The organism is Candidatus Salinivivens marinus (assembly GCF_965655845.1).
GTDB classification, from domain to species: Bacteria; Pseudomonadota; Alphaproteobacteria; order Rhodobacterales; family Rhodobacteraceae; genus Salinivivens; species Salinivivens marinus.
Window position 1 is genome coordinate 123,690 of record NZ_CBFHHX010000006.1, and the last position, 25,161, is coordinate 148,850.

At 38.4% G+C, this 25,161-nt stretch carries 35 protein-coding genes; 25 read left to right on the forward strand and 10 right to left on the reverse strand.

The features are described 5' to 3' along the window. The first annotated feature begins 26 nt into the window (after positions 1–26). From ACTF5Q_RS07135 to ACTF5Q_RS07175, 9 genes are all read left to right on the forward strand, one after another. Positions 27–1,280 carry a carbohydrate ABC transporter permease gene (locus ACTF5Q_RS07135; RefSeq protein ID WP_438953941.1) on the forward strand — a complete coding sequence of 418 codons (1,254 nt, stop codon included), beginning with the start codon at positions 27–29 and terminating at the stop codon, positions 1,278–1,280. 14 nt (positions 1,281–1,294) lie between these two features. Then, positions 1,295–2,521, forward strand: coding sequence for a carbohydrate ABC transporter permease (locus ACTF5Q_RS07140; RefSeq protein ID WP_438953942.1), 1,227 nt, complete (start codon positions 1,295–1,297; stop codon positions 2,519–2,521). Between the two features lie 3 nt (positions 2,522–2,524). Beyond that, on the forward strand, positions 2,525–4,078 hold the full coding sequence (locus ACTF5Q_RS07145) for an alpha-amylase family glycosyl hydrolase (RefSeq protein ID WP_438953943.1): 1,554 nt from the start codon (positions 2,525–2,527) through the stop codon (positions 4,076–4,078). Further along, positions 4,079–5,137 carry an ABC transporter ATP-binding protein gene (locus ACTF5Q_RS07150; protein WP_438953944.1) on the forward strand — a complete coding sequence of 353 codons (1,059 nt, stop codon included), beginning with the start codon at positions 4,079–4,081 and terminating at the stop codon, positions 5,135–5,137. A gap of 185 nt (positions 5,138–5,322) precedes the next feature. After that, positions 5,323–5,946: a hypothetical protein gene (locus ACTF5Q_RS07155; RefSeq protein WP_438953945.1), complete on the forward strand. Its 624-nt coding sequence runs from the start codon at positions 5,323–5,325 to the stop codon at positions 5,944–5,946. Positions 5,947–5,996: 50 nt separating this feature from the next. Then, a complete protein-coding gene (locus ACTF5Q_RS07160) occupies positions 5,997–6,341 on the forward strand; it encodes a cupin domain-containing protein (protein WP_153692136.1) in 345 nt (114 codons plus the stop codon). A gap of 92 nt (positions 6,342–6,433) precedes the next feature. Next, positions 6,434–6,631 (forward strand): hypothetical protein, encoded by a 198-nt coding sequence (locus ACTF5Q_RS07165; RefSeq protein WP_438953946.1) that lies wholly within the window; start codon positions 6,434–6,436, stop codon positions 6,629–6,631. Between the two features lie 53 nt (positions 6,632–6,684). Further along, positions 6,685–7,602, forward strand: coding sequence for a DMT family transporter (locus ACTF5Q_RS07170; protein ID WP_438953947.1), 918 nt, complete (start codon positions 6,685–6,687; stop codon positions 7,600–7,602). 721 nt (positions 7,603–8,323) lie between these two features. Next, positions 8,324–8,494: a DUF1737 domain-containing protein gene (locus ACTF5Q_RS07175; RefSeq protein WP_438953948.1), complete on the forward strand. Its 171-nt coding sequence runs from the start codon at positions 8,324–8,326 to the stop codon at positions 8,492–8,494. Positions 8,495–8,781: 287 nt separating this feature from the next. On the opposite strand, the gene ACTF5Q_RS07180 is transcribed toward ACTF5Q_RS07175, so the two are convergent. Together ACTF5Q_RS07180 and ACTF5Q_RS07185 are read right to left on the reverse strand one after the other, a co-directional pair. Beyond that, positions 8,782–8,994 (reverse strand): hypothetical protein, encoded by a 213-nt coding sequence (locus ACTF5Q_RS07180; protein WP_438953949.1) that lies wholly within the window; start codon positions 8,992–8,994, stop codon positions 8,782–8,784. 294 nt (positions 8,995–9,288) lie between these two features. After that, complete coding sequence (locus ACTF5Q_RS07185) at positions 9,289–9,492, reverse strand: hypothetical protein (protein ID WP_438953950.1); 204 nt, start codon at positions 9,490–9,492, stop codon at positions 9,289–9,291. A gap of 217 nt (positions 9,493–9,709) precedes the next feature. Here ACTF5Q_RS07185 and ACTF5Q_RS07190 point away from each other — a divergent pair, with 217 nt between their 5' ends. The 4 genes from ACTF5Q_RS07190 (at position 9,710) to ACTF5Q_RS07205 (ending at position 12,147) form a co-directional block, all read left to right on the forward strand. Next, positions 9,710–10,063: a cupin domain-containing protein gene (locus tag ACTF5Q_RS07190; protein WP_438953951.1), complete on the forward strand. Its 354-nt coding sequence runs from the start codon at positions 9,710–9,712 to the stop codon at positions 10,061–10,063. 182 nt (positions 10,064–10,245) lie between these two features. Then, the gene (locus ACTF5Q_RS07195; RefSeq protein WP_438953952.1) at positions 10,246–10,671 is read left to right on the forward strand and encodes a hypothetical protein; all 426 of its coding nucleotides are present in this window, start codon (positions 10,246–10,248) and stop codon (positions 10,669–10,671) included. Between the two features lie 95 nt (positions 10,672–10,766). Continuing rightward, positions 10,767–11,345 carry a hypothetical protein gene (locus tag ACTF5Q_RS07200; RefSeq protein ID WP_438953953.1) on the forward strand — a complete coding sequence of 193 codons (579 nt, stop codon included), beginning with the start codon at positions 10,767–10,769 and terminating at the stop codon, positions 11,343–11,345. A 127-nt stretch (positions 11,346–11,472) separates the two neighbouring features. Then, on the forward strand, positions 11,473–12,147 hold the full coding sequence (locus ACTF5Q_RS07205) for a S1C family serine protease (protein WP_438953954.1): 675 nt from the start codon (positions 11,473–11,475) through the stop codon (positions 12,145–12,147). 280 nt (positions 12,148–12,427) lie between these two features. Here ACTF5Q_RS07205 and ACTF5Q_RS07210 read toward each other — a convergent pair whose 3' ends face one another. Genes ACTF5Q_RS07210 through ACTF5Q_RS07220 form a run of 3 tightly spaced genes read right to left on the reverse strand, consistent with a single transcriptional unit; the run spans position 12,428 to position 15,133 of the window. Beyond that, entirely contained in the window at positions 12,428–13,810 is a 1,383-nt protein-coding gene (locus ACTF5Q_RS07210; protein WP_438953955.1) for a multicopper oxidase family protein, read from the reverse strand. 25 nt (positions 13,811–13,835) lie between these two features. Beyond that, positions 13,836–14,270: a c-type cytochrome gene (locus ACTF5Q_RS07215; protein ID WP_438953956.1), complete on the reverse strand. Its 435-nt coding sequence runs from the start codon at positions 14,268–14,270 to the stop codon at positions 13,836–13,838. Continuing rightward, complete coding sequence (locus ACTF5Q_RS07220; RefSeq protein ID WP_438953957.1) at positions 14,270–15,133, reverse strand: c-type cytochrome; 864 nt, start codon at positions 15,131–15,133, stop codon at positions 14,270–14,272. The genes ACTF5Q_RS07215 and ACTF5Q_RS07220 overlap by 1 nt, the downstream gene beginning before the upstream one ends. A gap of 155 nt (positions 15,134–15,288) precedes the next feature. Between ACTF5Q_RS07220 and ACTF5Q_RS07225 the strand changes: the two genes are divergently transcribed. After that, the gene (locus ACTF5Q_RS07225) at positions 15,289–15,801 is read left to right on the forward strand and encodes a cytochrome b (RefSeq protein WP_438953958.1); all 513 of its coding nucleotides are present in this window, start codon (positions 15,289–15,291) and stop codon (positions 15,799–15,801) included. A 94-nt stretch (positions 15,802–15,895) separates the two neighbouring features. Here the strand turns inward: ACTF5Q_RS07225 and ACTF5Q_RS07230 are convergent, their stop codons facing one another. Beyond that, a complete protein-coding gene (locus tag ACTF5Q_RS07230; protein WP_438953959.1) occupies positions 15,896–16,282 on the reverse strand; it encodes a GFA family protein in 387 nt (128 codons plus the stop codon). A gap of 409 nt (positions 16,283–16,691) precedes the next feature. On the opposite strand from ACTF5Q_RS07230, the gene ACTF5Q_RS07235 reads away from it, so the two are divergent. Both ACTF5Q_RS07235 and ACTF5Q_RS07240 read left to right on the forward strand, forming a co-directional pair. After that, positions 16,692–17,180 (forward strand): hypothetical protein, encoded by a 489-nt coding sequence (locus ACTF5Q_RS07235; protein ID WP_438953960.1) that lies wholly within the window; start codon positions 16,692–16,694, stop codon positions 17,178–17,180. 32 nt (positions 17,181–17,212) lie between these two features. Further along, positions 17,213–18,319: an alkane 1-monooxygenase gene (locus tag ACTF5Q_RS07240; protein WP_438953961.1), complete on the forward strand. Its 1,107-nt coding sequence runs from the start codon at positions 17,213–17,215 to the stop codon at positions 18,317–18,319. A 550-nt stretch (positions 18,320–18,869) separates the two neighbouring features. Here the strand turns inward: ACTF5Q_RS07240 and ACTF5Q_RS07245 are convergent. Then, positions 18,870–19,247, reverse strand: coding sequence for a hypothetical protein (locus ACTF5Q_RS07245; protein ID WP_438953962.1), 378 nt, complete (start codon positions 19,245–19,247; stop codon positions 18,870–18,872). Between the two features lie 271 nt (positions 19,248–19,518). Here ACTF5Q_RS07245 and ACTF5Q_RS07250 point away from each other — a divergent pair, with 271 nt between their 5' ends. The 3 genes from ACTF5Q_RS07250 to ACTF5Q_RS07260 all read left to right on the forward strand — a co-directional run bounded on the left by ACTF5Q_RS07250 (position 19,519) and on the right by ACTF5Q_RS07260 (position 20,755). Then, positions 19,519–19,821: a hypothetical protein gene (locus ACTF5Q_RS07250; protein WP_438953963.1), complete on the forward strand. Its 303-nt coding sequence runs from the start codon at positions 19,519–19,521 to the stop codon at positions 19,819–19,821. A 143-nt stretch (positions 19,822–19,964) separates the two neighbouring features. Then, entirely contained in the window at positions 19,965–20,273 is a 309-nt protein-coding gene (locus tag ACTF5Q_RS07255; RefSeq protein ID WP_438953964.1) for a hypothetical protein, read from the forward strand. A 110-nt stretch (positions 20,274–20,383) separates the two neighbouring features. Then, positions 20,384–20,755 (forward strand): hypothetical protein, encoded by a 372-nt coding sequence (locus tag ACTF5Q_RS07260; protein ID WP_164377007.1) that lies wholly within the window; start codon positions 20,384–20,386, stop codon positions 20,753–20,755. An 80-nt stretch (positions 20,756–20,835) separates the two neighbouring features. On the opposite strand, the gene ACTF5Q_RS07265 is transcribed toward ACTF5Q_RS07260, so the two are convergent. Further along, complete coding sequence (locus ACTF5Q_RS07265; RefSeq protein WP_438953965.1) at positions 20,836–21,285, reverse strand: GFA family protein; 450 nt, start codon at positions 21,283–21,285, stop codon at positions 20,836–20,838. Positions 21,286–21,432: 147 nt separating this feature from the next. On the opposite strand from ACTF5Q_RS07265, the gene ACTF5Q_RS07270 reads away from it, so the two are divergent. Continuing rightward, the gene (locus ACTF5Q_RS07270) at positions 21,433–22,308 is read left to right on the forward strand and encodes a DMT family transporter (protein ID WP_438953966.1); all 876 of its coding nucleotides are present in this window, start codon (positions 21,433–21,435) and stop codon (positions 22,306–22,308) included. Positions 22,309–22,313: 5 nt separating this feature from the next. Here the strand turns inward: ACTF5Q_RS07270 and ACTF5Q_RS07275 are convergent, their stop codons facing one another. Continuing rightward, a complete protein-coding gene (locus ACTF5Q_RS07275) occupies positions 22,314–22,967 on the reverse strand; it encodes a hypothetical protein (RefSeq protein ID WP_438953967.1) in 654 nt (217 codons plus the stop codon). 30 nt (positions 22,968–22,997) lie between these two features. Beyond that, positions 22,998–23,204 carry a hypothetical protein gene (locus ACTF5Q_RS07280; RefSeq protein ID WP_164377004.1) on the reverse strand — a complete coding sequence of 69 codons (207 nt, stop codon included), beginning with the start codon at positions 23,202–23,204 and terminating at the stop codon, positions 22,998–23,000. A 76-nt stretch (positions 23,205–23,280) separates the two neighbouring features. Here ACTF5Q_RS07280 and ACTF5Q_RS07285 point away from each other — a divergent pair, with 76 nt between their 5' ends. The 5 genes from ACTF5Q_RS07285 (at position 23,281) to ACTF5Q_RS07305 (ending at position 25,126) form a co-directional block, all read left to right on the forward strand. After that, complete coding sequence (locus ACTF5Q_RS07285) at positions 23,281–23,589, forward strand: hypothetical protein (protein ID WP_438953968.1); 309 nt, start codon at positions 23,281–23,283, stop codon at positions 23,587–23,589. 122 nt (positions 23,590–23,711) lie between these two features. Continuing rightward, entirely contained in the window at positions 23,712–24,038 is a 327-nt protein-coding gene (locus tag ACTF5Q_RS07290; protein ID WP_438953969.1) for a hypothetical protein, read from the forward strand. Between the two features lie 74 nt (positions 24,039–24,112). After that, the gene (locus ACTF5Q_RS07295) at positions 24,113–24,682 is read left to right on the forward strand and encodes a prolyl-tRNA synthetase associated domain-containing protein (RefSeq protein ID WP_438953970.1); all 570 of its coding nucleotides are present in this window, start codon (positions 24,113–24,115) and stop codon (positions 24,680–24,682) included. Positions 24,683–24,786: 104 nt separating this feature from the next. Beyond that, positions 24,787–24,951 carry a hypothetical protein gene (locus tag ACTF5Q_RS07300; RefSeq protein ID WP_438953971.1) on the forward strand — a complete coding sequence of 55 codons (165 nt, stop codon included), beginning with the start codon at positions 24,787–24,789 and terminating at the stop codon, positions 24,949–24,951. Beyond that, on the forward strand, positions 24,932–25,126 hold the full coding sequence (locus ACTF5Q_RS07305; protein ID WP_438953972.1) for a hypothetical protein: 195 nt from the start codon (positions 24,932–24,934) through the stop codon (positions 25,124–25,126). The genes ACTF5Q_RS07300 and ACTF5Q_RS07305 overlap by 20 nt, the downstream gene beginning before the upstream one ends. The last annotated feature ends 35 nt before the right edge of the window (positions 25,127–25,161 follow it).

Here is a 25,161-nt window from a genome sequence, read left to right on the forward strand (position 1 = left end):
TCTATTGATCATAGGTAAATACGTATATGCGTTCGATCCAATCCATAATATTCAGCAATAGCCTTGCTATCGTATTAACCATTGTTTGTGTGTTACCCCTAACTGCCGTTTTTATTTTTTCATTAACTTCACCAATAGATGATGCTTTTGCGAGTTTTGGTCTCTGGCTTCATAATAAATATGGATGGTCTGTTTCCACTTTTGTAACTGAACTCAGATTTGCAAAGGTTGGTTTTGCTTTACGCTCTGTAGTTATCGCATTGTTCATATCGTTTTTATACTATTGGATTTCTAATTGGCTAAACTTTGGATTGGCTAAAGTTAGATCCAATAAGTCAATTGCCAAAAGATCTGTTGTTATTGAAACGATACAACCTTGGATATTCGTTGGACCAGCACTCGTACTGCTTTTGCTATTTTTACTTATACCAGCGCTGACAACCTTAAAAATTTCATTCACTGAACCTGGTGGCGGCGCCTCGTTAAATAACTATGCATTCCTTTGGGATTCTGACGCTTTGGGATACCTTCAATTTAGGTTGGCGATGAGAAATAGTTTAATGTGGCTTATTCTTGTACCGTCGCTTTGCATAATTTTTGGCTTATTGATTGCTGTTCTGGCAGACTCCGTAAGTTGGGGTGTTGTGGCAAAGACATTTATCTTTGTGCCTTTGGCTATCTCGTTCGTAGGAGCAGCTGTTATATGGAGAAATATTTTTGCTGGCGGCGGAATTGAACCTCAGCAAGCAATCAATGGAGCCACACCATCTTATCAAATCGGTCTTCTAAAAGCACTTCTAGGACATACTCCTGAATATAATGAGCCTTTATATAATCTAAAGTTTTGGGGAAACTTCTATCTGATGTGGATTATGGTGTGGATTAAGACTGGTTTTGCAATGGTAATTTTTTCTGCTGCTCTAAGAGGAGTGCCTCAGGAAACTGTTGAAGCTGCAATTATTGATGGAGCGAATCCAAGGCAACTATTTTTCCGAGTAAAATTACCACAAATTTTTTCAACAGTAGTCGTCGTTTGGACCTACCTTGTGACCGATGTATTAAAGGTTTTTGATATTCCATATGCATTATCGGCCAATGATGATGACAAACTATTGCTGGCCACTATGATGGAGGCAGCGATGAATACATGGTCAATTGGAGGCAACAATGTTGATAATTTGTTTGCCGCCATTGCAATTATGCTCATGCTTACCGTTATACCGCATATGATTTTTCTTGGGTGGCGAATAAGACGCGAACAAAAACAACTCGGACACTAAGGATTTACTCTGTCATGTATAGTCGCTCATTTGCCCATATTATACTTGCAATAATCTTAGTAATTTGGGTCGTACCATTTATCGCGCTTATAACCACTTCATTTAGATCTGAGGTTGCTTCTAAGACATCTGGGTTTTGGACTGCATTTACCCCTACTGAGCTTGGACACCGCTTCAGTACCCATGAGAAGGGACAAAAAGTAAAAATCACGGAAATGCGTGGTAATATTTTTGACCGAATTAATAAAGATGAAGAGTGGTTCAAAATATCTGGTGAGATCAACTCTATTATGTTCAAAGGTCGCGTTCCAGATCCAGAAAAGCCTGGCAAGACCAAGTTAATTAGAAAGCTTGTTCCTGTGGGAGAAGTTATGAATGTTCGGGATGGCGAGTTCGTTTTCCAAGCAAACGGTGACTTCACATGGTCATTCCCTGAGGAAGTTGCTCCCAAACCCAAAAATCTTGACGTATTTATAAATCAAGATCCTGTTTTTGGTGCAGAAGCGTATTTCGAGGTCCTTTTAGATAACAAAGACGTACCAAATGCACTCATATCGTCATTTATTGTAGTGGTTCCTGCAACGATAATTCCTATAACAGTAGCTGCATTTGCAGCATATGCTTTTTCATGGATGCAATTCCCTGGACGTGACTGGTTATTTATACTCGTAGTCTCTTTGATGGTTGTCCCAACCCAGTTAGCATTTCTACCCATTCTTCAGGGATTCAACGGCCTAGCATCTTGGGCAACTTCCTTAAAACAATGGATGACCGACTGTGAGGTAACAAATACCTGCCAATTCCCAACAAAATCGTTCGCTGGTTTGTGGCTTACCCATACAGGCTTTGGTCTTCCTTTGGCGATATTTCTTTTACGCAACTACATCGTGGGATTGCCTCGTGAATTGCTTGAGAGCGCAAAAATCGATGGTGCCAACCATATGCAAATTTTTGTAAAAGTAGTTGTTCCTCTATCTGTGCCTGCTTTAGCATCATTCAGTATCTTCCAATTTCTATGGATCTGGAACGATTTACTGGTTGCAATGTTTGTAGGGCCAAGTGCGACAGATGATATAGTTTTTCCTATTCTGCTAGAACGGCAGTTAGGGACTTTTGGAGATCAGCTCCATCTTCTAAACGCTTCAGCGGTAATTTCTATGATTGTTCCGGTGATTGTTTTCCTAGCTATGCAAAAATATTTCATTCGCGGTTTGTTAGCCGGATCCGTTAAAGGAGGCTAGTGAATGTCTTCTTTGAAATGGTGGGAAAATGCTGTGATATACCAAATATATCCAAGATCTTTTCAAGACTCGAATGACGACGGGATAGGAGATTTAAAAGGAATTACTACTCGACTCAACTACTTGTCTGAGCTCGGAATAGACGCTATCTGGATCAGTCCATTTTTTAAGTCCCCACAAAAAGACTTTGGTTATGATGTTTCAGATTATTACGAGATCAGTCCAGAATATGGGACTTTAAGAGACTTCGACTTACTCATTAGCAAGGCGCATGAATTAAAGTTACGGGTTATGTTAGATATCGTTCCAGCACATTGCTCCAGTGAGCATCCATGGTTTGTTGAAAGCAGATCTTCAACCACAAACTCCAAAGCAGACTGGTTCCATTGGGTTCAACCCCAAAATGATGGAAGCGCCCCCACAAACTGGCTATCATTTTTCGGTGGTCAAGCTTGGACCTGGGAACCGAGAAGGCAACAGTACTACTTACATAATTTTTTACCTGACCAACCTAACTTAAATTATGCAAACCCCGAAGTTATTGAAGAATTTAACCAAATAGCCAAATTTTGGTTTGATAAAGGTGTAGATGGCTTCCGTTTAGACGCAGTGCACACAATAAATGCCGACTCTTTTCCTTATAAAAATAATCCTGCGAATCCGACATTCAAACTGGGGCCTCTTCCACAGGATCAACAACCATTTTTTCGCCAACTACATGATACAGCACAATTAAACCAACCAGGCATTCAGGAATTTTGTGAGTCATATCGTAGGATCGCAGACTCGTATGACAATGACCGGTTTTTAATGGGAGAAGTAGATGGTGATAATGACAACGCAATGAGTGTGAGTGAGACGTTTACCGAAGCAGGAAGATTGCATGCAACTTACAATTTTGATTTGCTGGAATGGGATGGCCTTAGTGTAAATGAAATAAAAGAAGCCATTTTAAAAGCGTCAAAAGTATTTAATAATACGGGAAGACTTTCGTTTGCATTTTCTAATCATGATGTCCCTCGCGTAGCTACAAGACAACTTAAAGCATTGCATTTAAGTTCCAAAGATAGTGATAAAATGCAAATTTTATTAATGAAACTACAAATCAGCCTAATCGGTTCTAGCTGTATTTATCAGGGAGAGGAGCTGGGTTTGGAGGATGTAAAAGATATACCTAGGGAAAAGATGCAAGATCCATGGGGGATAGAGTTTGCACCTACTTTTCTTGGCAGAGACACATGTCGAACCCCTATGGTGTGGAATAAACTACTACCAAACGGTGGATTTTCTAAGGCAAATACCACTTGGCTACCAATTTCGGATAAGCATTTAGATCGAGCAGCAATCGATAGTGCACTAAATCCAAACTCAATTTACAGTGAATTGTCGAAATTTTTGAAATGGCGCAAGAAGCAGTCTGCAATGATGAATGCAAATTGCATTCTAAATATAGATGGCGACGACACGCAAATAAGTTTTGATCGTCAAAGCGATGATCAAACCCTTCACTGTAACTTCAATTTTAAAACGTTAACGGCGTCCTTTAAGGAGATTTAAATGGCACATGTAGAGTTAAAAGGTGTGACAAAGACTTTTGGGAATACAGAAGTTATTCGTGATGTTGAATTGGAAATAAACAAAGGAGAATTCGTAGTTTTCGTTGGGCCCTCCGGGTGTGGCAAGTCAACACTATTGAGATTAATATCTGGACTTGAAAAACTAAGTAGTGGTGAAATCATTATTGCAAATAAAGAAGTAATGGATCTTCCCCCGTCAGAAAGAGGCATTGCGATGGTTTTTCAGTCATACGCGCTCTATCCTCATATGAGCGTTTACCAGAATATGGCTTTTTCTCTCGATTTACAAAAGATGCCGAAGCTCGAAATTAAACAGCGAGTAGAAGAGGCTGCAAAAATTTTACAGATGGAAGATCTCCTAGAAAGGCGCCCCGCCGCACTTTCTGGTGGTCAGCGTCAACGCGTTGCAATTGGACGTGCGATCGTAAGAAACCCCGAAGTTTTCTTGTTCGATGAACCTCTTTCGAATTTAGACGCTGCTCTACGTCATGACACCCGGGTGGAAATAGCAAAATTGCATCGTCAATTGGGGGCCACAACTGTATATGTTACTCACGATCAGGTAGAAGCAATGACACTTGCAGACAAAATCGTTGTCTTAAAGGATGGAGAAGTTATGCAGGTGGGCGCACCAATGGATTTATTTAATTATCCGGAAAACAAGTTTGTGGCGGGCTTTCTCGGCTCTCCAAAGATGAATTTTTTCGAATGCAAACTAGTTTCAAAAAATGGTGCAAAAACGCTTGGCAAGGTGGAATTTGATGGCCATAACACTAACTACATTAGATTGGTCTCACAAGAGAAAAGCGCTGGTGACGCTGTACATTTAGGAATTCGCCCTCAGGATCTAAAAATCAAAACTAATGGTGCAATAACGGGTAACGTTACATTAGTCGAACGCCTTGGCACGGAAACTGTTGTAGAACTTCTCTCAAAAAACGGTTTCCCTTTTAGATTTGCTTCACCAGAAACTCTAGATTTAGAAATAGGTAGCCAAGTTTGTTTCAGTTTTGATCGCCAAAAGGCACACATATTTTAGTTTTAAGTTCGTAACTACTTTCACTTATTAATTTTTGCTAAGCTGATATTATCCGTTTCTAACTATTTTTGTATATCCCGCAGCTTTTAAAAATAATTAATTATTTTAAGTTCGTTTGATACATTTTTTGTACTTGATCCATCTAATAATGATGCAATCATTCTATAGAGTTAGGAGAAGAACCAATGTCATATGTAGCTGTCAGAGAATTCACACCTATGATTGGAAAAGATGCGGTATTAGAGGATCGCATTCTTAGGACATCGGATGTAATAGAAAAGTACGGTGCAGTTTCCAGAGTAGGTAAAGTTATTGGAGGTCACAGGGCTGGTGATTACGAGCTCTATAATTGGTATGAAACCGTGGCAGCCGGAGCCAGTGCAATGGACGGTTACTCAAATGATCCTGACCTAAAAAAGATATTCGAGGAACGAGCCCTGACTCCCGTTGCAGAAATGCGAGGTCCCTGGCTGGGAAGAATGCTGCATAATTCGAAAAGTACTGATCCGAGAAAAATAGTGCTTGCTCGAGATTATCATATGCCACGAAAAAATGTTGCTAAGGCAATGGAATTAGTACCAAACTTGCAAGCAATTTGTGATGAAAATGATGTAGAAATGGGCGTAGGAGTGCCTGTAATTGCTTCAGATCATGAAATGATGCGAATTATATACAGGTTTAAAGATTTAAAACACTGGGGCAGCGCTACTGATGCAGTTATCGCTAATCCTAGTTTTTCTGAATTAGTAGACGCGGCCAATGAACTTGGAACATTAAAACACTCCAGACTAATAATGATGGTTAAATAATTTGAAAATTAATTTTGCTAGAGTTTTATTACTTATAAGGAAGAAAAAATATGCCAATCGAAGTAAAGAATTTTTCATCTGCTGATGAGGCCAAAGATATGCCTAATGCACGTATGGAAGCAGTAAATGTGCTCAACCAACGTGTTATGAAGTTGACATTAAGTCCAGATTGGAAATGGTCAAAAGATATAAAGCCAATAATAGGAACTGATACTTGCCAAGCGACCCACACCGGAATAATAGTAGAGGGTGCTGTACATTGCGTTTGTGATGATGGTAGCGAGGCGACCTACACAGCTGGCGATGCATATGCGATTTCACCAGGTCACGATGCATGGGTTGTTGGAGGCAAACCGGCCGTAGTTTATGAGTTTGCGGGTATGTGGGGCGAATAAATTACCTTAAAACTCTTTGACTTTATCAAAAGGAAAATTAATTTACAATCCGTAGCCAACAGAAGCTTTAATGACTTACAACGAGGTTTCTGATGAATGTTAGTGATTATAATACAATAAAGACCGTTCTTAAAAAAACAGAGAGAAAAAATAAAAGAGCAAAAATAGGGATTATCGATATTGCCAAGGAAAGAGGATATCTCGATAGTAGTGGGAAAGTAACTCCAGAAGGCAGAAGATTTCTCCAAAAACGAATAGAAAATTCGTCGCTTACAGTGCGTGGTACTTAGTACTTGCGGCAAATATACGAGTCACTTTCTTTTTCTAAACGAGACTTTTTACTTTGCTGAGTAGCCCAAGACCCTCTGCTATTTTAAGTGCAAAGCTCTTAGGTTATTTAGCTGCCATAATTACAGTGTCCATTTGGGCAGCCTTCTTAGTTGGAACTCGTTTTGCGATAACCAAAAATTTTTCTGTTGAAGAAATATTAGTACTCAGGCTCCTGCCAGCTGCTATAATAATGGCACCACTTATGTTGCATCTTGGCATCCTGCCCCCTGGAAATAATCTAATTACTAGGCTCATTTTTGCGCTAGGTGCCAGCGCCTTGTTCCCATGGGTGCTATCAGTAGGGCTTTATTACTCACCTGCGTCCAACGCAGGTGCATTGGCTCCTGGAACTCTTCCTTTTTGGACAGCATTAATTGCTTATTTGATTGTCCACGAAAAACCAGAATTCTCTAGACAAATTGGCCTGTTTATAATTTTGTTTGGGGCCTTTTTGATTGGAATTTTAAAACTTGATGCAGATCTTGCCAATCTAACCTGGGTTGGAAATATACTTTTCTTGCTCGGAGCTGCTCTTTGGGCAATTTATTCAGTTTTATTTCGTCAAAGTGGGATCGCTCCGATACACGGACTTGTAATTGGATTGTTTTGGGGAAGTATTGTCTTTGTCCCAATTCTTCTCATTTTTGGAGATGTAAGCTTTCAGCACGCCAACCTTTCAAATATTTTCCTTATGATAGTTTTGCATAGCTTCATTGTAGGAATTCTAGCGATGCTATTATTTACCTATGCAGTAAAAATTTTAGGGGCAGCCCAAACGGCTGCTTTCGGTGCACTTACACCAATTTTATCCATGTTGGGCGGCATATTTTTGCTGGATGAAATAATTACGCCCGTAAAATTACTTGGAATCTGTCTTGTAACTATAGGAGTTCTTTTTGCGTCAGGTGCGCTCAGGTTTACGAAAAAGTAACATAGACATTATGATTTATCACTTTGAAGTAAAAAGCGGATCGACAGTAGCTCCTCCCAAACCTACTGGATCCGCTTTTTCAATCTCTCCCCAGAAAGATTAAACCAATTGTGCTAAAGATAGCACAAGAGTCAACAACTAATTGATTTTATATAGTAAAATGAACGTATAAGTTTAGTTTCCGAAAAAATGTAGGCCCAATAAAAGGGACCAGCCATATGGGAGAGTATAGCTGGCCCTGTCCCAAACTTACAATCAAGACAGAAAATCTGACTGCTCATTATTTATATCTTTAGCGAATAAAAAGATTTGGGAGGATATCTCTATCCGCTTGTGCATTTTAATAACGCTCCGATAATATAGCATATTTTTTTGAATATTGCTAACTATATATTAAAAATTGACAAATAATAAGCAGATACACTTTCTATACTATAAAAGGAAATAATAGATACTTATCCTCAGTAAATGTAACTTGGTAGATCGTGTGAATAATCATTCTTCTCTTCCTACAACGACAACCAAGTTACACAGCTTTCCAGATCCTTTTATAAAGCCCAACTTCTGAATTGATAAAAAAAGCTAATCCAAAATTTCTGAATGAAAAATCTGCTATAAGATTATAAAAATATTGAAAGCTCGTATTTCTTAAATCTGATAATCTTAAATTAATTGTTTAAAAAAATTCATCTGGCTGTTCAAACAATAGGAAAGATAAATAATGGATAATAAGTATGTCATCGCAACAGGATATAGTCGTGCAAACCTATGTGAACACGTTTCAAAATACATAGAAAACGGATGGCACCCCGTAGGCGGCATGGTAATCGATTTTAATGATGAGGAAGATGATAAAGTTTATTGTCAGCCAATGACTGTATTATCTCCATGACTAAAGTATTTCAAATTTCCAAATAGTTCTAGGATTTGTTGAAAACGAACTTTAATCCAAATTTTATCTTTGTTCGTATTAAAAATATGAAAATTGATAAGACAACAGATCCTACCATTTTAAACCTTTTCACAAGGCTTTTAAAATTAATTGAAACGATAGATGCCGATCCAAAACTACTATTTGGAACTTTGTTTTATTCACTTTTATTATTAGTGTACTTAGTAGGAACTCTCTAATTTATTTAAATAATCAGTGCGCTAAAATATTTAATCGCTTAACGTTTATCAAATTATTTGCCATTCCACGGGTATCCAGGTATCGCTTTTGTTCATAGAATGAGCCAATTTTATTCCCTCGGTGGTAACACTCTCGTCACGGTTGAGAAAACCCTTGCCCTTAGCGTACCTTATCAAATCACTTATGTCTGCATCAAACATCTGATACTCACAAAATTTAAGAATTCTTTCCTTGATGTAAAAATGATCAATCTCGGCCAATGATTCAAACTCCAAAATTAATAATATTCTGCTGCGCTCTAAGAATCGATGATAAACTCAGAGCCTGGTATTTTAACTTAGATGAAAAGCCATAAAAAATGGCTCCACGTGTACGAGTGCGATATAATCGAAACGGAAAACCTCTAAGGTCAAACAAGGGTTATCTCTTGACCAAGTAATTACCGTTTATGCTTAAAAATTGACCTGAATGTTTCTTGTATGATTGTAGCATAGGCATATTAAATGCAAGTTCATCATTTAATAGCTAAATTCGAGAACCATATCCTGGATCATTTAAACTGTCAGATCTAATATATTTATATTCTTGTATGGATATTTTTTACTTTTTTTTGTTGCTTGCTTTAAACCGTTTTTCAACATTCCTTTTTGACGCCGCTTCCTCTGCTCTTTGTCTTTATCTTTGGTCACGGAAAGAGCAGCACGATTATCTAAAACTCGCGCATATTCTAAATTTTTGATATCAAACATAACACCCATAGAAATACCAACGGCTTAGTTCTATCGATGTTTAGTTATTATGTATTTCATACAAGTGCGCCGGTTAACATAAATGTCACTTTTATCCTTAAACGTCATCAGGCAATTTCCATCGCTAATTGTCCAAATTAAATTATTGATTTAAAAAATACATATTCTTTTGAAAAGTAAATATATGTTTAAATTGTAAAGATAATCATAGGTATTGAGCAAACAAATGATAGAATTAAAAACTTTTGCGCAGTTTGCAAACATAGAATTAACGGATTTCAATCCTAAACCAACAACAAAAACACCCGGACAATTAGAGGCATCCGAAATTCTTTGGGAATCTTATGACGGCACGACAAAAATTGGTATCTGGGAGTGTTCGGAAGGAACTTTCACTGCGGACCGAACGAGTGCCGCTGAATTTTGCCATATCTTATCAGGAAAAGCGTCAATAATAAACTATGACGGAAATGGTCAACGTGTATTGGCTGGAGGAGATCTACTTGTACTTCCAAAAGGCTGGAAGGGTGAATGGACAATACACGAGAAAGTAAAAAAACTTTTCATAATTCAACAGTAGATAGTGGCTTAGTTAGATATTTTTTGAAGCTTATTTTAAAATAAATCATACCTCTAACTTTTGGCGCCAGATAAACAATTCTTTTAGATTAATACAAAACCTGTACTTGATTTACTGTCTAATTAACTGAAACGTGACCTATCAAAATATTATTGACTAGCTAATTATCACGGGAGAATAAAATGGTGGAAGCTTTTGGTGGCGTATTAAACCTCGTTATTTGGTTATTACTAATTGTTGCAGGCGGGTACTATGCATACCGCTGCCTTTTACAAACAAAAGGGTTTATTGATCAATATGGTTTCGGCGATGGAGCCGTATTCATGACACGACTTGTGGGTACGTGTGTTGGAGCTTCCACTGCGGTTGCTATTGTACTTTTATTTATCGGGCCTCAAGGAGCTTGGGCATTCGTCGTGTACGCGTGGATACAGGCACTTCTTGCGGCAATCTTTGGCTATAATACTGTAAACAGTGAGTGGGCTGAAGTTGAGGGTGTTAAAGTTACACCTGAAGGATATATCGCTCCATTAGGTTTTTTAATACTCAATACTATTTTACTCTTCAACATGGGCGATATACTTTACAGTACTTCTGCTGCTGCTTAAATTTTAAAGTGGCTGACTTATTTGTTCAGCCACCTTGTGATATGCGTAACCTCCAAATAGTATTTTAGAAAGTTACAAATTAAAGTTACACATTTATGAGCGCCAATATCACCTGCCACTGCGGAGCTTGTGGTTTTGAAATTAACGATGAGCAACCTTGCCTGAGTTTGTTATGTGGATGCACTGATTGCCGACACGCATTAGAGTGGTGCTCACTACAAGGCGGTGCAGAGCCGAGCTCTTTACAAGAATTAATTTATGTTAAATCAGATATTCTTAGCGTCAAAGGCAAAGAATTCATGCACGCATTTAAATTACGATCAACCGGTCGGTCTACCCGCATATACTGTGAAAAGTGCTTCTCAATAATTGGGGTAGACCACAAAAGCTATCGGGATAATGTGTTTATGTTTTTTAAATATCACTGTTCTACAAATTGCGACCTGTCTATAGAACCTTCGGCTGCAATCTATTTAAATGACTTGCAAGATGCCAGTCAGATAAGCAAATTGGAGAATATCCCCCTAATTTTTAGCTTCTCTGAGATAGAAACCCGGGAGTTTAGAGAAATAAAAAGAGTTTCGAATTCATTTAATGAAATAAATCGTCCAAGGTACGGGCAAACTTTAAAATCAGTAATTCACAGCATGTCCAAAATAGAAATTTTAAATTGATATTTTTATCAAATTAAGTCCTTATTTAAGATCGTAGATTTTAGATGTTACAGATTTTAGGGAAATTTGGTTAGATCTATATCTTAAAACCAGAGAATAGGCATTTTATTAGCAAGGCTAAACTTTCGTGAAGAACTTTTTTTATATATTTCCTGTAGTAAAAATCATAGTCCTGCTGATATCAAAACCAATCTTTGCAGACCCAGTAAACGCATGGGAAATAGCTTCACCTACTGTAGTATCTATATTACCAACTTGGCCCGGCTATGATAAACCAGGATTTGGCGCACCCCCTGGGACAGCGCCAGAAGGTTCTGGAATTATAGTTTCGTCAGACGGACTTATACTTACTGCATCGCATGTAATTTCAAAAGCAACTGATGTAAAAGTTCGAGATATTAAAGGTGAATTATTTTCAGCTAAGATAATTAAGAATTCTATTTCTACCGATCTTGCATTACTTAAAACCGAGTTAGAATTGCGGCCAATAACAATTAAAACTGAAAAGCCTAAAATTGGCAGCAGTGCTTGCCTAATAAGCAATAGTTTTGGATTAAATATTGGGATAACCTGCGGCGTGATATCCGCTACAGGCTTGAGCAACATTGGTTTCAATGAAATCGAAGATTTCCTGCAGACTGATGCAGCGGCAAATCCTGGTTCATCTGGTGGAGCTTTAGTCAATCTTAATGGTGAATTACTGGGTATGATGAGCGGCATTTTTACAAAAAATACTGATACTAATGCAGGTGTAAATTTCGCGATATCATCCGGCCTTATTAACAAATTCCTAGCAAATTAATTTGGTAATCTACGGCTGGAAATCCTTAAATAGCTCTATTTCGCAAACCCACCATTGCGAGCGTTGCATGCCGGGTATTCTTTTTTTCAAATATTCATAACAGAAAAAAGATTATATCCAAACCATAAAATTATGGAGTGTATAATGCAAAAACTATGGAATAAATCTTTGGCGCTATTGATACGATCAACAGACTGTTCTGCAAAATGCTATTATACCAAGAAGCGCGCTTTGTACTTATAAATCTGACAATTTTTGGAAATCAATAAAGCTAAATTTTCTATCCAACGGTTATAATGCCTCCCATGCCTGAAACGTGATGTTCAAGCATATGGCAATGAAATAACCATGATCCAGGATTGTTTGCTTCGAAGACCAAGTCGGCCTGTTCACCCGGTTGCATGAGATAGGTGTCTCGAAGAACTAAATTAGCCTCATCCCCAAATTCTCTAGACTTAACCCAAAAATGATGTCCGTGGAGATGCATCCCGTGTTGCCACCGTGTATCGTTCCAAATCTTTAATACGACAGTTTTGCCTAAATCCACTTCTGCAAGCGTTAGATCATACCCACCGATTTCTCCATTAAAAGCCCATAATTTTTTTTCAGATCTTGCCAGCTCTCGCAAACTCTTTTGCTCACCCTCGAAAATAGCAGAAGATAGGTTACCCATGGCCCCACCCTGCATATGAATGTTTATCACCTCAGCATTATCCATTTTCAGCATATTATTTGTTGGCAATACAAATCTTGGTAATGCATTTAGTTTTTGAGTTACCTCATTTGGCGCAAAAGTAGCTGCACTATATTCCTCCCCTGCGCTTACCTCGAATAATTCTCTAAGGAATGAGACGTCATCGATCTGAACATCAACCCTTTGTGCAGGAGCCAGAGTTAAACGTTGCCTCATGAAAGGATCACATGGTGCCCCATCTAAAGCAACAATCCGCATCGGTAACCTATCATTTAGTTCAAACTGCATCACACGAGCATTTGCAAAATTTAAAAACCTTAAATGTACTTTTCCAGTCTTTGGGATTTTTATTTCAGGTGCCGACTTACCGTTTATCGTAAGAAAATTTCCTAGCCTTCCTCCATGCGACCAATCATGTAAGCTTCCTAAACTAGCCGTGTGAATTTGCTCATTCTCGTCTAAAAGCCAATCATCTACAGCAATGGTTAGGTCTCTATCACTCATTAATGAATCATCTTCTAGCACAATCAATGGGCCACAAAGCCCTCTTGCTACTTGGTTCCATGCCTGACTGTGAGAATGGTACCAAAAAGTACCAGCATCATTCAAAGGAAACCTATAAGTGAAAGTTTCTCCAGGTTCTACAGGTGCTTGTGTGAGACCCGGCACACCATCCATGTCGTTAAGGTTTCTGATACCATGCCAATGTATCGAACTGGGCTCATCCAAAAGGTTCGAAAACTCTACTTCCAGTATATTACCCTTTTTTTCCACAATGAGTGGGCCGGGGCTACTACCATTGTAAAGAAATAGATCTGAAAGATTAGCTCCCTCATAAAATTGATGCTCAGATTTCTGAGCAACGATGCGGTAACGAGAAACATTTTTTGCAGAAAATGCACTTGTAGGAACCTTCACTGCTACTAAACTTGCCAAACAATTTTTAATTAAACCACGTCGTGATAACATCGAAAAAACCTTTACAAACTTTCAACTAATGTCTAGTTGCATGTAGATCTTGTATGTCCTTAGGCCAGGTCGATCTAATAAAAGCTAAAATTTCCCAAATTTGTAAATCTGAAAGCACGTCTTCGTAGCCCGGCATACCACTTTTGTAATCGGTGATACCTACGGCAGCCAGCGTTTTTTGACCGCCATATTTAGTATAATCAAATAACATTTTTGTATCATGATGCCAGGTATGCCCCGTCGCATCATGAGGGGGTGCCGGAAGACTGCCGTCAGCTTTCATTGTCCGCCAATTAGGTTGACCCTCGAGGTCAACCCCGTGACAGCTGGCACAATGTGCTTGATAATTTTCTTCTCCGTTCACGATGTTTTGGTCTTCGAGTTCATGATGAGCATTTGCTGTATGCAAATTTACCATCGCAAGAAGAAAAATGTATAAAATTAGATAGTTTTTAAACATTATTTAATCCTCAAAAGATATTGTGCGATAGAGCTTCTATCCGCTGCACTTAGCTTAGACGTGTTTTCAACTACCGAAGCCATTTTACCTCCAGCAACGTCATAATCAGGAGTAAAACCAGAACTTAGATATTCTATAATTTCATCTTCCGTCCAAGCAAGCTTCTCGGTGCTAATACCAGGAATTCTTCCCTTACCACTTGGGTCTTGGGCTCCTTCTAGCCACTCAGAAAATTTTAATGCACCGAGTATGTTTCTAGGAGTATGACACTCTGCGCAATGAGCAAGTGCCTCAACTAAATATGTACCCCTATCAACCTCGGAGCTGACAAATTTATCTGACATGTAAAGAGTTTTCCAAATGCCGATATTTCGCCTGCTAGAAAATAAAAATGGTAAGTCATGATCGCTGATAAATGCGTCAGAGCTAGGCAGAGTCTTCCAGAACGTCCATAAGTCCATGATATCTTGATCTGTCATTTTGGAATATGCTGTGTAAGGAAATGTAGGGAAATAATGTTCGCCGTTAGGGCTCTGGCCGAGCTTTAATGCGTTATAAAAATCTTTAAATTCCCATGCCCCGATTCCAAATTCAACACTATTGGAAATATTTGGAGCTTTAAATGTACCAAACGCAGTTTCAAATTTCTGCCCGCCAGCCAATAGATATTTGTCTTTTGAGCCCTCTTCAATATGACATCCACTACAACCCGCAGCTGTAAATATATACTCACCGTTGGATAGATCCGAAGTTTCCGCTGAATAATCAAGCACGGCAAGTGACTTCGGGGCGGTCACTGTCAGGTAAAGAAAAATTCCAAAGGCACTGGCTATAAGTGTCGATATAATTATTTTCACTCTCATGCCTTCGAGGTAGTGGCTCCAGTTACTGGAAGGTCAATAGGAAGCAAAATGTTCTTTACATTTATAATTCAATATTCTTTTTATGATGCACTTTAAGTGTGTGTGAAATTTTTGGGAATGTTATATATGCTGATCTCAATTGTTGGAGAAATTATTTGGAAGAAACAAACCTCATTAATCAAACTCGATATAGCAAAATAGCCAAACTAATGCATTGGGGGTTTGTACTTCTGTTTGCATATGGAGTTTTCAAACAAGTGGATGATGTTGCAGAACTCTCAGACCCCTCGCTGTTTAGACTTGAAATATTCTTTGCTGGTATCTTCATACTTCTTCTTTTGGGACGTTTTGTTTACATGACAAAAACACAGCGAAGCGCACTGCCCGAAAATACGAGTTACATTCAAAAAATTGCAGCAAAACTTGTACACCTTGGAATGTATGTAAGCCTAGGGTCCATTGCATTAACAGGACTGGCGATAGGTGGACTTTATTGGATTGGGCTAAAAGAAGGGTTAATTATGGAAGCTGTGATCATTATCCACGAGTTTTCTGTTACTGGTACATATTGGTTGGTAGGTATCCACATCCTCGCCGCCCTTTATCATCGCTTCAAAGCTGATGGTGTATGGTCAGCTATGGTTCCATTTGCAAAATCAGAAAATTAAGTGGAGCACGCGACATTATAATAAATATTTCAATAATATTTGAGGCCTTTGGGACAAAATTTAGGGGTATGGTCGATCAAGCACTGTGCTTGGGTCAATATTCCTCGAATTGTGGTAAGTCATCTGAAATATCATAATAGTCACCTTTACTTGCAACGTAGATATGGCGCATCCGATCAAGAGATGTCGGTGTTTCGAGCGAACCTGCTGAAACCGAGATTTTATCAATACCTTTTCTCTCATAAAACATGCTGGAGCCACATACACTGCAAAAACCACGACGAGCTTCATCTGATGAGTCATACCAGCTTAGTGACATAGCTTTAATTAAATTTAAATTAGCTTTTGCAACCTGTGTGGCGGCCCAGTAGTGGCCAGACGTTTTACGACACTGAGAGCAATGGCAGAAGACAACATCTCGCAGCTCTCCAATAAGTTCAAAAACAACACCCTGACATTCACACGAACCTTTTACACTCATGTTCTTTAGCCTTATTTTACCTTAAAAGTAGTACGGAAATACACTTCCCACTTTTTAATGATTTGTAAACAGAGCTTTTGTGAGCTGATTTCAACTAGCTGCGTTGATTTAACCAACCTAGATTAAAGCAAAGCTTTGGGATGCTATAACCGCTAATACGGCCACAGCAGATAGCAAATGGATTATCGTAATTTTAGAATCTCCCATAAAAATATTGTAATATTAAAAGAAAATTAAATCAAATTTCGGTCTTTCTATGCTTTGATAGTATCCTTTAAGATCATAAATATTAAAATTTTACGCATAGATTTTGCATGTATTTAATAATTAATATTTGAAATACCTTAAGGCTGTCATTGCATTCTAAAATAGGGATATTAAAATCAATTCTGACTTATTAAGGTAAACAATGGGCACAACACTTTATCATTGGACTTCGCGAGACGCGATGAAATTGATCTTGGCGAGCAAGAAACTTGAGCTCGAGGGAACTGAATATATGGCAGGGCTTCGGGAGGGTTATTCTATAGCTGACCAAAGAGCTCTTGATGACCAATATAATTACTGTGGACGTTTTGTTTGGTTTACTGAAAGTCCATCTTACAATTTTTCAGGAAAAGTAAAAAATGAGATGGCGCTGATTTTAGATACTGATGCAATTGAAGTGCAGAAGTGGCATTATGTTAAAAAAGAAAACAAAAATAACTCTGATTTCATGAAGATTGCGAACGAAAATGACAGACTAGCAATTCGAATGGAAGATGACCCGTATCAGTGGTGGGTATCAAAACAGCCAATAAAGTTGGAAGGGCTGAACTATCAAGTGGCAATGAGTAACTGGTTGCGAGAAATGCTGGAAAACGAACCAGAAGGAGCTACAAATTCAAAAGGTAATTGATTGTTAATTTTCAAGCTAGAGAGTTTTTAAAGGTGTCCAACACAAGTCAAAATTTTAGTAAACCTGAGCCGCCCATAGCGTTTGCCCTTCCATTATTGTTTTGTCCATTACTTATATTAGCGTGGGTTTACGGCGGAACTATATTAATTCTCGCCCCAGTTTTTGGTTACGTAATAATCTCAATCATTGATTTTATTATCGGTGAAAACAAAAAAAACCAAATAGATGTCTCGAACGACACAAGTAGTTACAAACTAATTCTATTTACCTGGCCCTTGATCCAATTCTTCTTACTGTTTGGATCTCTGGTCTCTATCTGTTGGTTTAATCACCTCACAACTCTCGAGGCTATTTGTTTAATGCTTGTACAGGGAATGATTACTGGGGCCGTCGGAATTACCTTTGCTCACGAATTAATGCATCAAAAAACAAAGCTAGAGCGATTTTTCTCAGATATCTTAATGGCCATGGCTTTTTATGGTCACTTTAGAACTGAACATGTATTTGTACACCACAGGTATGTAGGCACTAAGAAGGATGCGGTCACTGCCCGTTTCAATGAAAGTTTCTATACTTTTTTCCTTCGGGTCATCCCCCAGTGTCTAATTTCCGCTTGGTCAGTGGAAGCGCAAAAGCTCGCTTCCAAAAATAAATCTATCCTAAATATTTCGAACCCGTTTTACATTTATGCCGCATTGGCATGTTTCTTTGTGTGCTTGTCTTTCGTAGTTGGCGGAGGATGGGGCATTGCATTATTTTTCATTCAAGCACTGGTGGCCGTACTTCACTTGGAAGTTGTAAATTATATAGAGCATTATGGTCTCTCCAGAAAAAAAATATCAGATAATAAGTATGAACCCACAAAGCCACACCACAGTTGGAATGCCAATCATGCAGCCAGCAACTTACTACTTATTAACTTACAAAAACATTCGGATCATCATTCTAGGCCATCACAAACATATCCAACTCTGAGTGCACATGATGCTGACAGCGCACCCCAATTACCATTTGGATACCCGATTATGGTTGTATTTAGCTTGGTACCATTTATTTGGCGCAAGGTAATGAACCCAAAAGTAATTAAATGGCGCGCGCAATTCTATCCAGAAGTCAGTGAGTGGAAAGGCTTAAGTTAAACCTACATCAATTGGTTAAATCCAACTGAACAAAGTTAAACAGTTTGATTAGTATTAGCATAATGTAAGGCCACCTTCTTGTTTCGGGTAATAATTACAACTTTACCCTGTTCATCGTATAAAATGTAACGTACGCCGTGGCGCCAATTTACCTGCACAAGTTTCATCTGCGAGTATACGTTAAATGCCCCTTTGAGTTAAATGGTAAGTTGTTAACTTCTTTTCAAGTTTCTTGTTATTTGTGTTACAACTAATTAACTCGAAAATATTTGTTCATATTTATTATATTTTCGCTCAGCACCAAATCCATTGCTGTTGAAACTGAAGCCAAAGCGATAATTTCAGAGGTTACAGTTGTCGCTAGCGGGACTAACAAGGACGGCAATTTGCGTATGACTGTGTTGCATAATGATGAGATCTGTTTTTGCTTACATAACCGGCTTCCCTCAATGAATTTAGGGTCAGCAGATATTGTAAGTATCGAATGCCATAAGACTAACTACGAAAATGGAGAACAAATTAATAAAAACTGACAGCGAACAAGCTTTTGTTAGGGCTTAATGAGTACAGGCTTGCAAATAGGATGGGCAATTGCGATCTCAGGTCCAACTCTCAGCAATGCACGACAATCTGCTTCAAGTTTTGAATATGTGTTTTCTACTTCCTCAATTAATTGATTAACATTTGGTTTTTTCGTCGTTTCCCCAAATGCAGTGTATAGACACTTCTCAAACGAAGCAGCTAATTGCTCATTTTCTGGTAGTTTTGTACTCTGTATCTGTGAGGCAATATTTCTAACCGTACCCGAATCAGCTGACTTTTGAGCCGCATCACAAATATTTAACAAGACACGCAAACGATTATCACTAATTTCACCAAAGGCACCCGTAGAGAGTGACATCAAAAAAGCTAAAACTACTAACCGCATAACAAAACTTCTTTCTACAATTCTCTTCTTTATGATCATGAACAGTAACAAAAGTAATTTAGATAGCAATGTGAAGCTACACGAGATAGAATATTTCACTTAGTTAATTTGAAAGGAAACGAAATGGACCTTGAAGAAGTTTACTTACGTCAAATAGTCGAGCAGCTTAAGCTACAAAATAAGCTAAAGGAAGATAGCAACGAGCTTTTAAAAGAAATTTTAGATAAACTTGGTAAATAAACGTTTATTATGAATGAATAGGAAAATCTTTATGACATTGGTCACAACGATCACGAGATTCAAAGCCAAGATCGGATTTGAAGATCAGCTAATAGATGCACTCAGAAAATTTGACAATTCCAACTCTATATCTTGGCAGATACTAAGCTTAGGAGATAGTGAGTATGCAGCTTTGAATACCTACGACAGTATCGAAGATAGAAGCATGGATGTAGTTTCGGGCTTAGATTGGCTAGATAGCATTACCCCTATTTTAGAACTATATGAAAACGGTAGCCGCACCAAGGCATTCTCGGGCATAGTTCTGCATCAAAATGAAATAGATAATTACTAGCTATAAGAATGTTTTTGATACAATAAAATGAATAAAAAATCAAAACTTATCATACTCTTTGTAATTTTAGCAGCTTCTTATTTTTCATATTATGTAAGCAGCTTAAAATTTACTCGATTTGATAATTTTATAAGTAGTGAATAATGAGAATTCTTATATTTGGACTATTTTTATCGCTAAATTTGAACCAAGCTGAGGCTCAGGTAATGTATGGCCCAGGCAATAAACCATGCTCGGCGCTCGTAAAAGCATGGGAGGGAGGTAGCTTTTTTGATAAAAACTTCTTCGACGCGTGGGTAAATGGGTTTGTAACTGGAGCAAATTGGAAATCAAAAAAATCAGTTCATGCAGACGAAACAATTTTTGGGATGGAGTTACTCAAGTTCTGCAAATCAAATCCATCGGAAAACGTGTTTACAGGGGTTATGCAAGTTTATAAGGGTTTTAACTAGATATACTTTCTTAGTGTACCCAACCAAAAGTTCATTTGGGTCCAAAAGTTGTACTAGTCGCAAGCAACTTGGCCATTTAAGCTCAAGCTAAATCAATAAGGGAGAACAATATGTCTGATATTAAATGTATTAACCTTGGCTATGTCTGCTCCAATGCAGAGGCCGCGTCCGTCGAAGAAGTATTCCGGAAACATGCTGCTTGGATGACTGATTTTTACTCAGAGGCAAATAATGGGAGCGAACATTTACTCAATGCTTACTTTACTAAAGCGCCCGAGTTCATCGATCCTACTGATCCAGAAAAGGGTGTGACTGGCAATACATTATTCACAATCAATGAGCGTTTTACCGGGATGGCAAGTATTCAGCGTCACGTCGAAAATGCGTCACAAAATGATTATTTCCCTCAATTTGCTGAAATACTCGGTAGTTATGGGAAAGTGATAAGCCTTGGCGGGGAAATCTATCATTCTATAAGATAAAATACTGAGTGTAATATAGTAACCGTAAATATATGAAAATAGAACGGCCTGGTTACGGCCAGAATTGATTTAAGAAGTTCTTATCCCCTCTTGTCTAAATTTTCGAGCATATCCATAAGCCGATCTGTTGTTCCGTTATTCTCAAAGGCCGCTTTCGTTGAAGTGGCCTTTGGGATATAATTAGGTTTTTGTGACGTCCATAATTCAACAGTTGGAGTGAACTCTATTTGACCATCAAGCAATCCCGCGGGTACGTAAATCATAGGATCCAAAAGATCTGGTTTGTTATATATAAAAGTACCACAAGTTGGACAAAAGTTATAATGTAGTTTGTTCCCACTTCCGCCAGTTATATGATAATTTGAAAGAGACCCAGAAATCTCCAATTCGTCCTTTGGCTTAGCCAAGGCATGCAAAGTATGCCCAAAGACTTTCTGACAAACATTACAATGACATTTAAATTGCATCATTGGGTCGTATGAAAATTTAAAGCTAACCGCACCACATAAGCAATTTCCCGAGTACTTCATATATTTTTATAATCCAGGTAATATTCGAAATGCAAATAATCGATCCGGATCAATTATCGCCAAAAAAACTCCTCAAACAATTTATAGCCAAAGCTTAGTTTTATCTATAGTCCATTCACAGTTAAAGCTCTCACTAAGGATAGTGTATTGAAAAATTCTGAATTCCAACCCGTATTATTTATGGTTGGCTCCATGGCTCTTTTTTCTTTGGAAGATTTTTTTATAAAACTCTTATCAAGCACTATGCCAGCATCTCAAATAATGGTAATTATGGGATTAAGTGGCGCGATAATCTTTTTAATTTTCGCTATTATTTCAAAACAACCAGTACTTAGCCGAGAGTTGCTAAATAAGCACGTGATTACAAGGACATTTGCTGACTTATTCGGTGCATTATTCTTCGTAGGTGCAATAGTGCTAACACCCTTGTCATCAGCTTCAGCCATTCTTCAAGGAACTCCGCTGGCAATTACAGCGGGCGCGGCTATTTTTCTGGGAGAAACAGTTGGAATCAGGCGTTGGCTAGCGGTAATAATAGGGTTTTTTGGTATACTTTTAATAGTTAAACCCGGACTAGCGGATTTCAATCCTTTAAGCTTGCTCGCTGTTGCGGCCGTTATTTGCCTATCTGTCAGAGATCTAGCGACACGAGCAATGAAAACAACTTTACCAACCCTAACAATCTCCATCTACGGTTTCGGAGCAATGGCCGCGGCAGGTCTAGTGGCTATTCCATTTTATGGTGAGTTCATTTGGCCCAGTTTTGGTGAAATAAAAATATTAATGGTTGGCATAGCATCAGGCGTAACTGCATACTACCTGCTAGTGGGTGCCACTCGTTACGGTGATGCTTCTTTGATTGCTCCTTTTAGGTATTCGAGGCTAGTATTCGCGCTATTATTGTCCATATTAATTTTGGGAGAACGTCCCAATCTAATGACATGGTTGGGAGCCTTTATAGTTGTATTTTCTGGGTATTTTATTGTTTTAAGGGAGCGAAACATTAAAAATGTGAAAAGATGATTAGTTTAAAAATTGCCACTTCTAGAGATTATGTGCCGACGATAAACTTCAATCATCCAAGCAAGCATAATGGCGTTAATAACATGCCACAAAAAGTGAGTGCCTGTCGGGATTGTCTCGCATAACGGCAAATCCACAGAGCGGGCTAACATTGATATCGTCAACAATAACGCACCCATTGCAAGACCCCGCGATAAATACGGGAATTTTTTGTACAAAATAAGTGAATAAAGTGTAATGAGTACCAATATGGGTATGTAAATACGGGTTGAACCAAGAAAGCTTAAGGGCAGCGTCAACCATTCCACGACAACTGAAAATGGAAAATACCCTAAAGTCACAACCAGCGCGCTGCGTCTCGGTAGGCCCAAAAAATCTTCTGTAGCAACAAAAATATATAAAAGGGTAAATAGTAGGATTAATAATACATCTAGTGCTCCAGCCCAGGCAGTGGCAACGGAATGAAAAAGAAAAGAGGCAATACCAATCATTGCTAAAAGAAAAGCTAAGGCACGCGCCTTATTGTTGAGCTCTTCTCTTCGCAAAACCCAAATTGCAGCCATCAAAAAAACAACATTGGTAACTGCATTTAAGGGTTCCGACCAAAACGAAGCATCAATTCTCTCACAATAACCATCGATTGTTGCGAACCAATTCATAAAATTGTACCTTAATAATTTACCAGAAAACTACTTTTGTTGCGTCATAACACAAGCATACTGGACTGGAAGTTCTACGAAATCTCTCTCTGTATTTGGAGTTAAGATCTCAGCTTTGTCTCGAGACAAGCGGCTAGCGTCCCAGTTGCACATCATTTTCTCAGGATAAGATGTAAGTGGTTCGAATTGAATGGGTTCTCCGGCAGCGCTTAAAAAAACTAAAAAAAGTGTCCACATTTTAAATTCCTTGCTTGGTGTTGATCATTAAACTTCTATACTTCCGCTAACATACATTTTTATGAGAGATTAATTCATGAATAAGCCAGTTAAATTTTGTGCAATTCTCACGATGCGATACACCAACAAATCGTTAATGCATAGTGCTCACGAGTACATTGATAAGCATATGCCTCCACAACCAAAAGGCTTGATTGCTATGCGTTCCTTTCATATAGCGCCGGATAGAGGTATGAGCATTTGCTATTTCGATACAAATGAGAACCTAAATAATGCTTTCAAATCATTAAAAGAATTTCAGCAAAATGTTGCAGGAAAGTTTGAAGCTAAAGCCGACGCTCAAAAAGCTATTACTTCATCCCAGTCTGATTTTGGCGAAATCTGAAAATGTCCGTGAAATAATGCAAAGTAAAAAAATAGATGCAATTATCTTCAAAATGATGGAGAACAGAAGACATATCATACTAGAAATCGTTTCAGCAGCACAATAAATGTAGGGAGCTCAAAATGAAAAAACATTTCATATGCACTCATACTTACATGAGTGATGAAATAAAGAACAAATTCTTCGAAGACACAAAAAACTTAACTGACAAAGAACTTTTTGATGGGATGAAAACTGAAAAAGCAGAACTGCTGCAGCATTGGATGGGTACAGAAGATTTCTTTTATTGTCATTGGTATGCTGAAGACGAAGATGCTATATTTTCGGCTTTAGAACAAATGGGAATGAATGACGTTATGGTGACGCTACCGACCGAAACACAAAGGTATGTATCGCATGAGACTCTTACTGGACAGCCCATGGTAAATCCTGCAGACCTTACAAAATAAAAAATTTGCCCGCAACTGAACAGAAAACCTTTTCAGTTATATCAACTCTTTATTACTTTTTATAATTGGTGCCAATGACGCTCATTCCCGATGCATCCTCAGAATATCAAGAAACACTGCCAGTCTCATCCGAGGATCTTATAAAGCTGTTGGATGAATGGGGTATCATTTATAGTCGCACCGACCACGTGCCTCTTCAAACCGTAGAGGACTCTAAAAAAATACAGCATCAGTTTTTATCTTCAGATGAAGGTGGAGGTCATATTAAAAATCTCTACCTTAGGGACAATAAAAAACGCAATATTCTGATAGTTGCTGAGCAAGATCGAGGAATTAATCTCAAACTACTTTCCTCGAGGCTCGGTGTGGGCCGACTCTCATTCGGTTCCGCAGAACGGTTGATGGATAACCTAGGTGTTAGACCGGGTGCTGTTACGCCGCTCGCAATGATCACTGGAGCTCAGCAAGGTGTAACTATATTTATCGACCATGAACTAAAAAACTGTGCTCAAATATATGTCCATCCGTTAGTAAATGACAGAACGCTGGGAATTTCACCCGACAATTTAGTAAAGTTTTTGAATAAAGTTGGCGTTCAACCAGAGTGGATAGATCTATCAGAAACAGCCGATCCAAATAAGTAAAAATGCAGCTTTGATTTCAAGCCTATCAAAAGTACTCAGGCTGATTGGTTTAGTTTCTTGAAAACTTAAATAGGCAACCTACGATTCAATCAAAGGAGAATACTATGTTTTTAGCCCATAAATTAATTGCTACTAAATTTCTACTCACTGGGGCAGTCTTTTTTACGGCCGGAGCTCTTCTTGCGACTGCCGTTCTCTCTGACCCAAAGTGTCGAGATAAATTAAAGGAATGTTCTGAGAAGCTTCGCAATGGCCCGAAGAACACGTGAAGCCGATGCTGAGCTAATCGAAACGATCGATGACCTAGAAGAATTGGTTCAGGATAAAAGGCAAAGCTGGAGAGCCAATTCAAGCAAGGCAAGGCGCAGGCAACGGCGTTATAAAAATCGCCTGACTAATGAATTGTCAAGAATGGATATTGGGTCAACTGATGAAAATTATTAAACGAGGGTCAGCACCACAAATAATAAAGAAAGGCC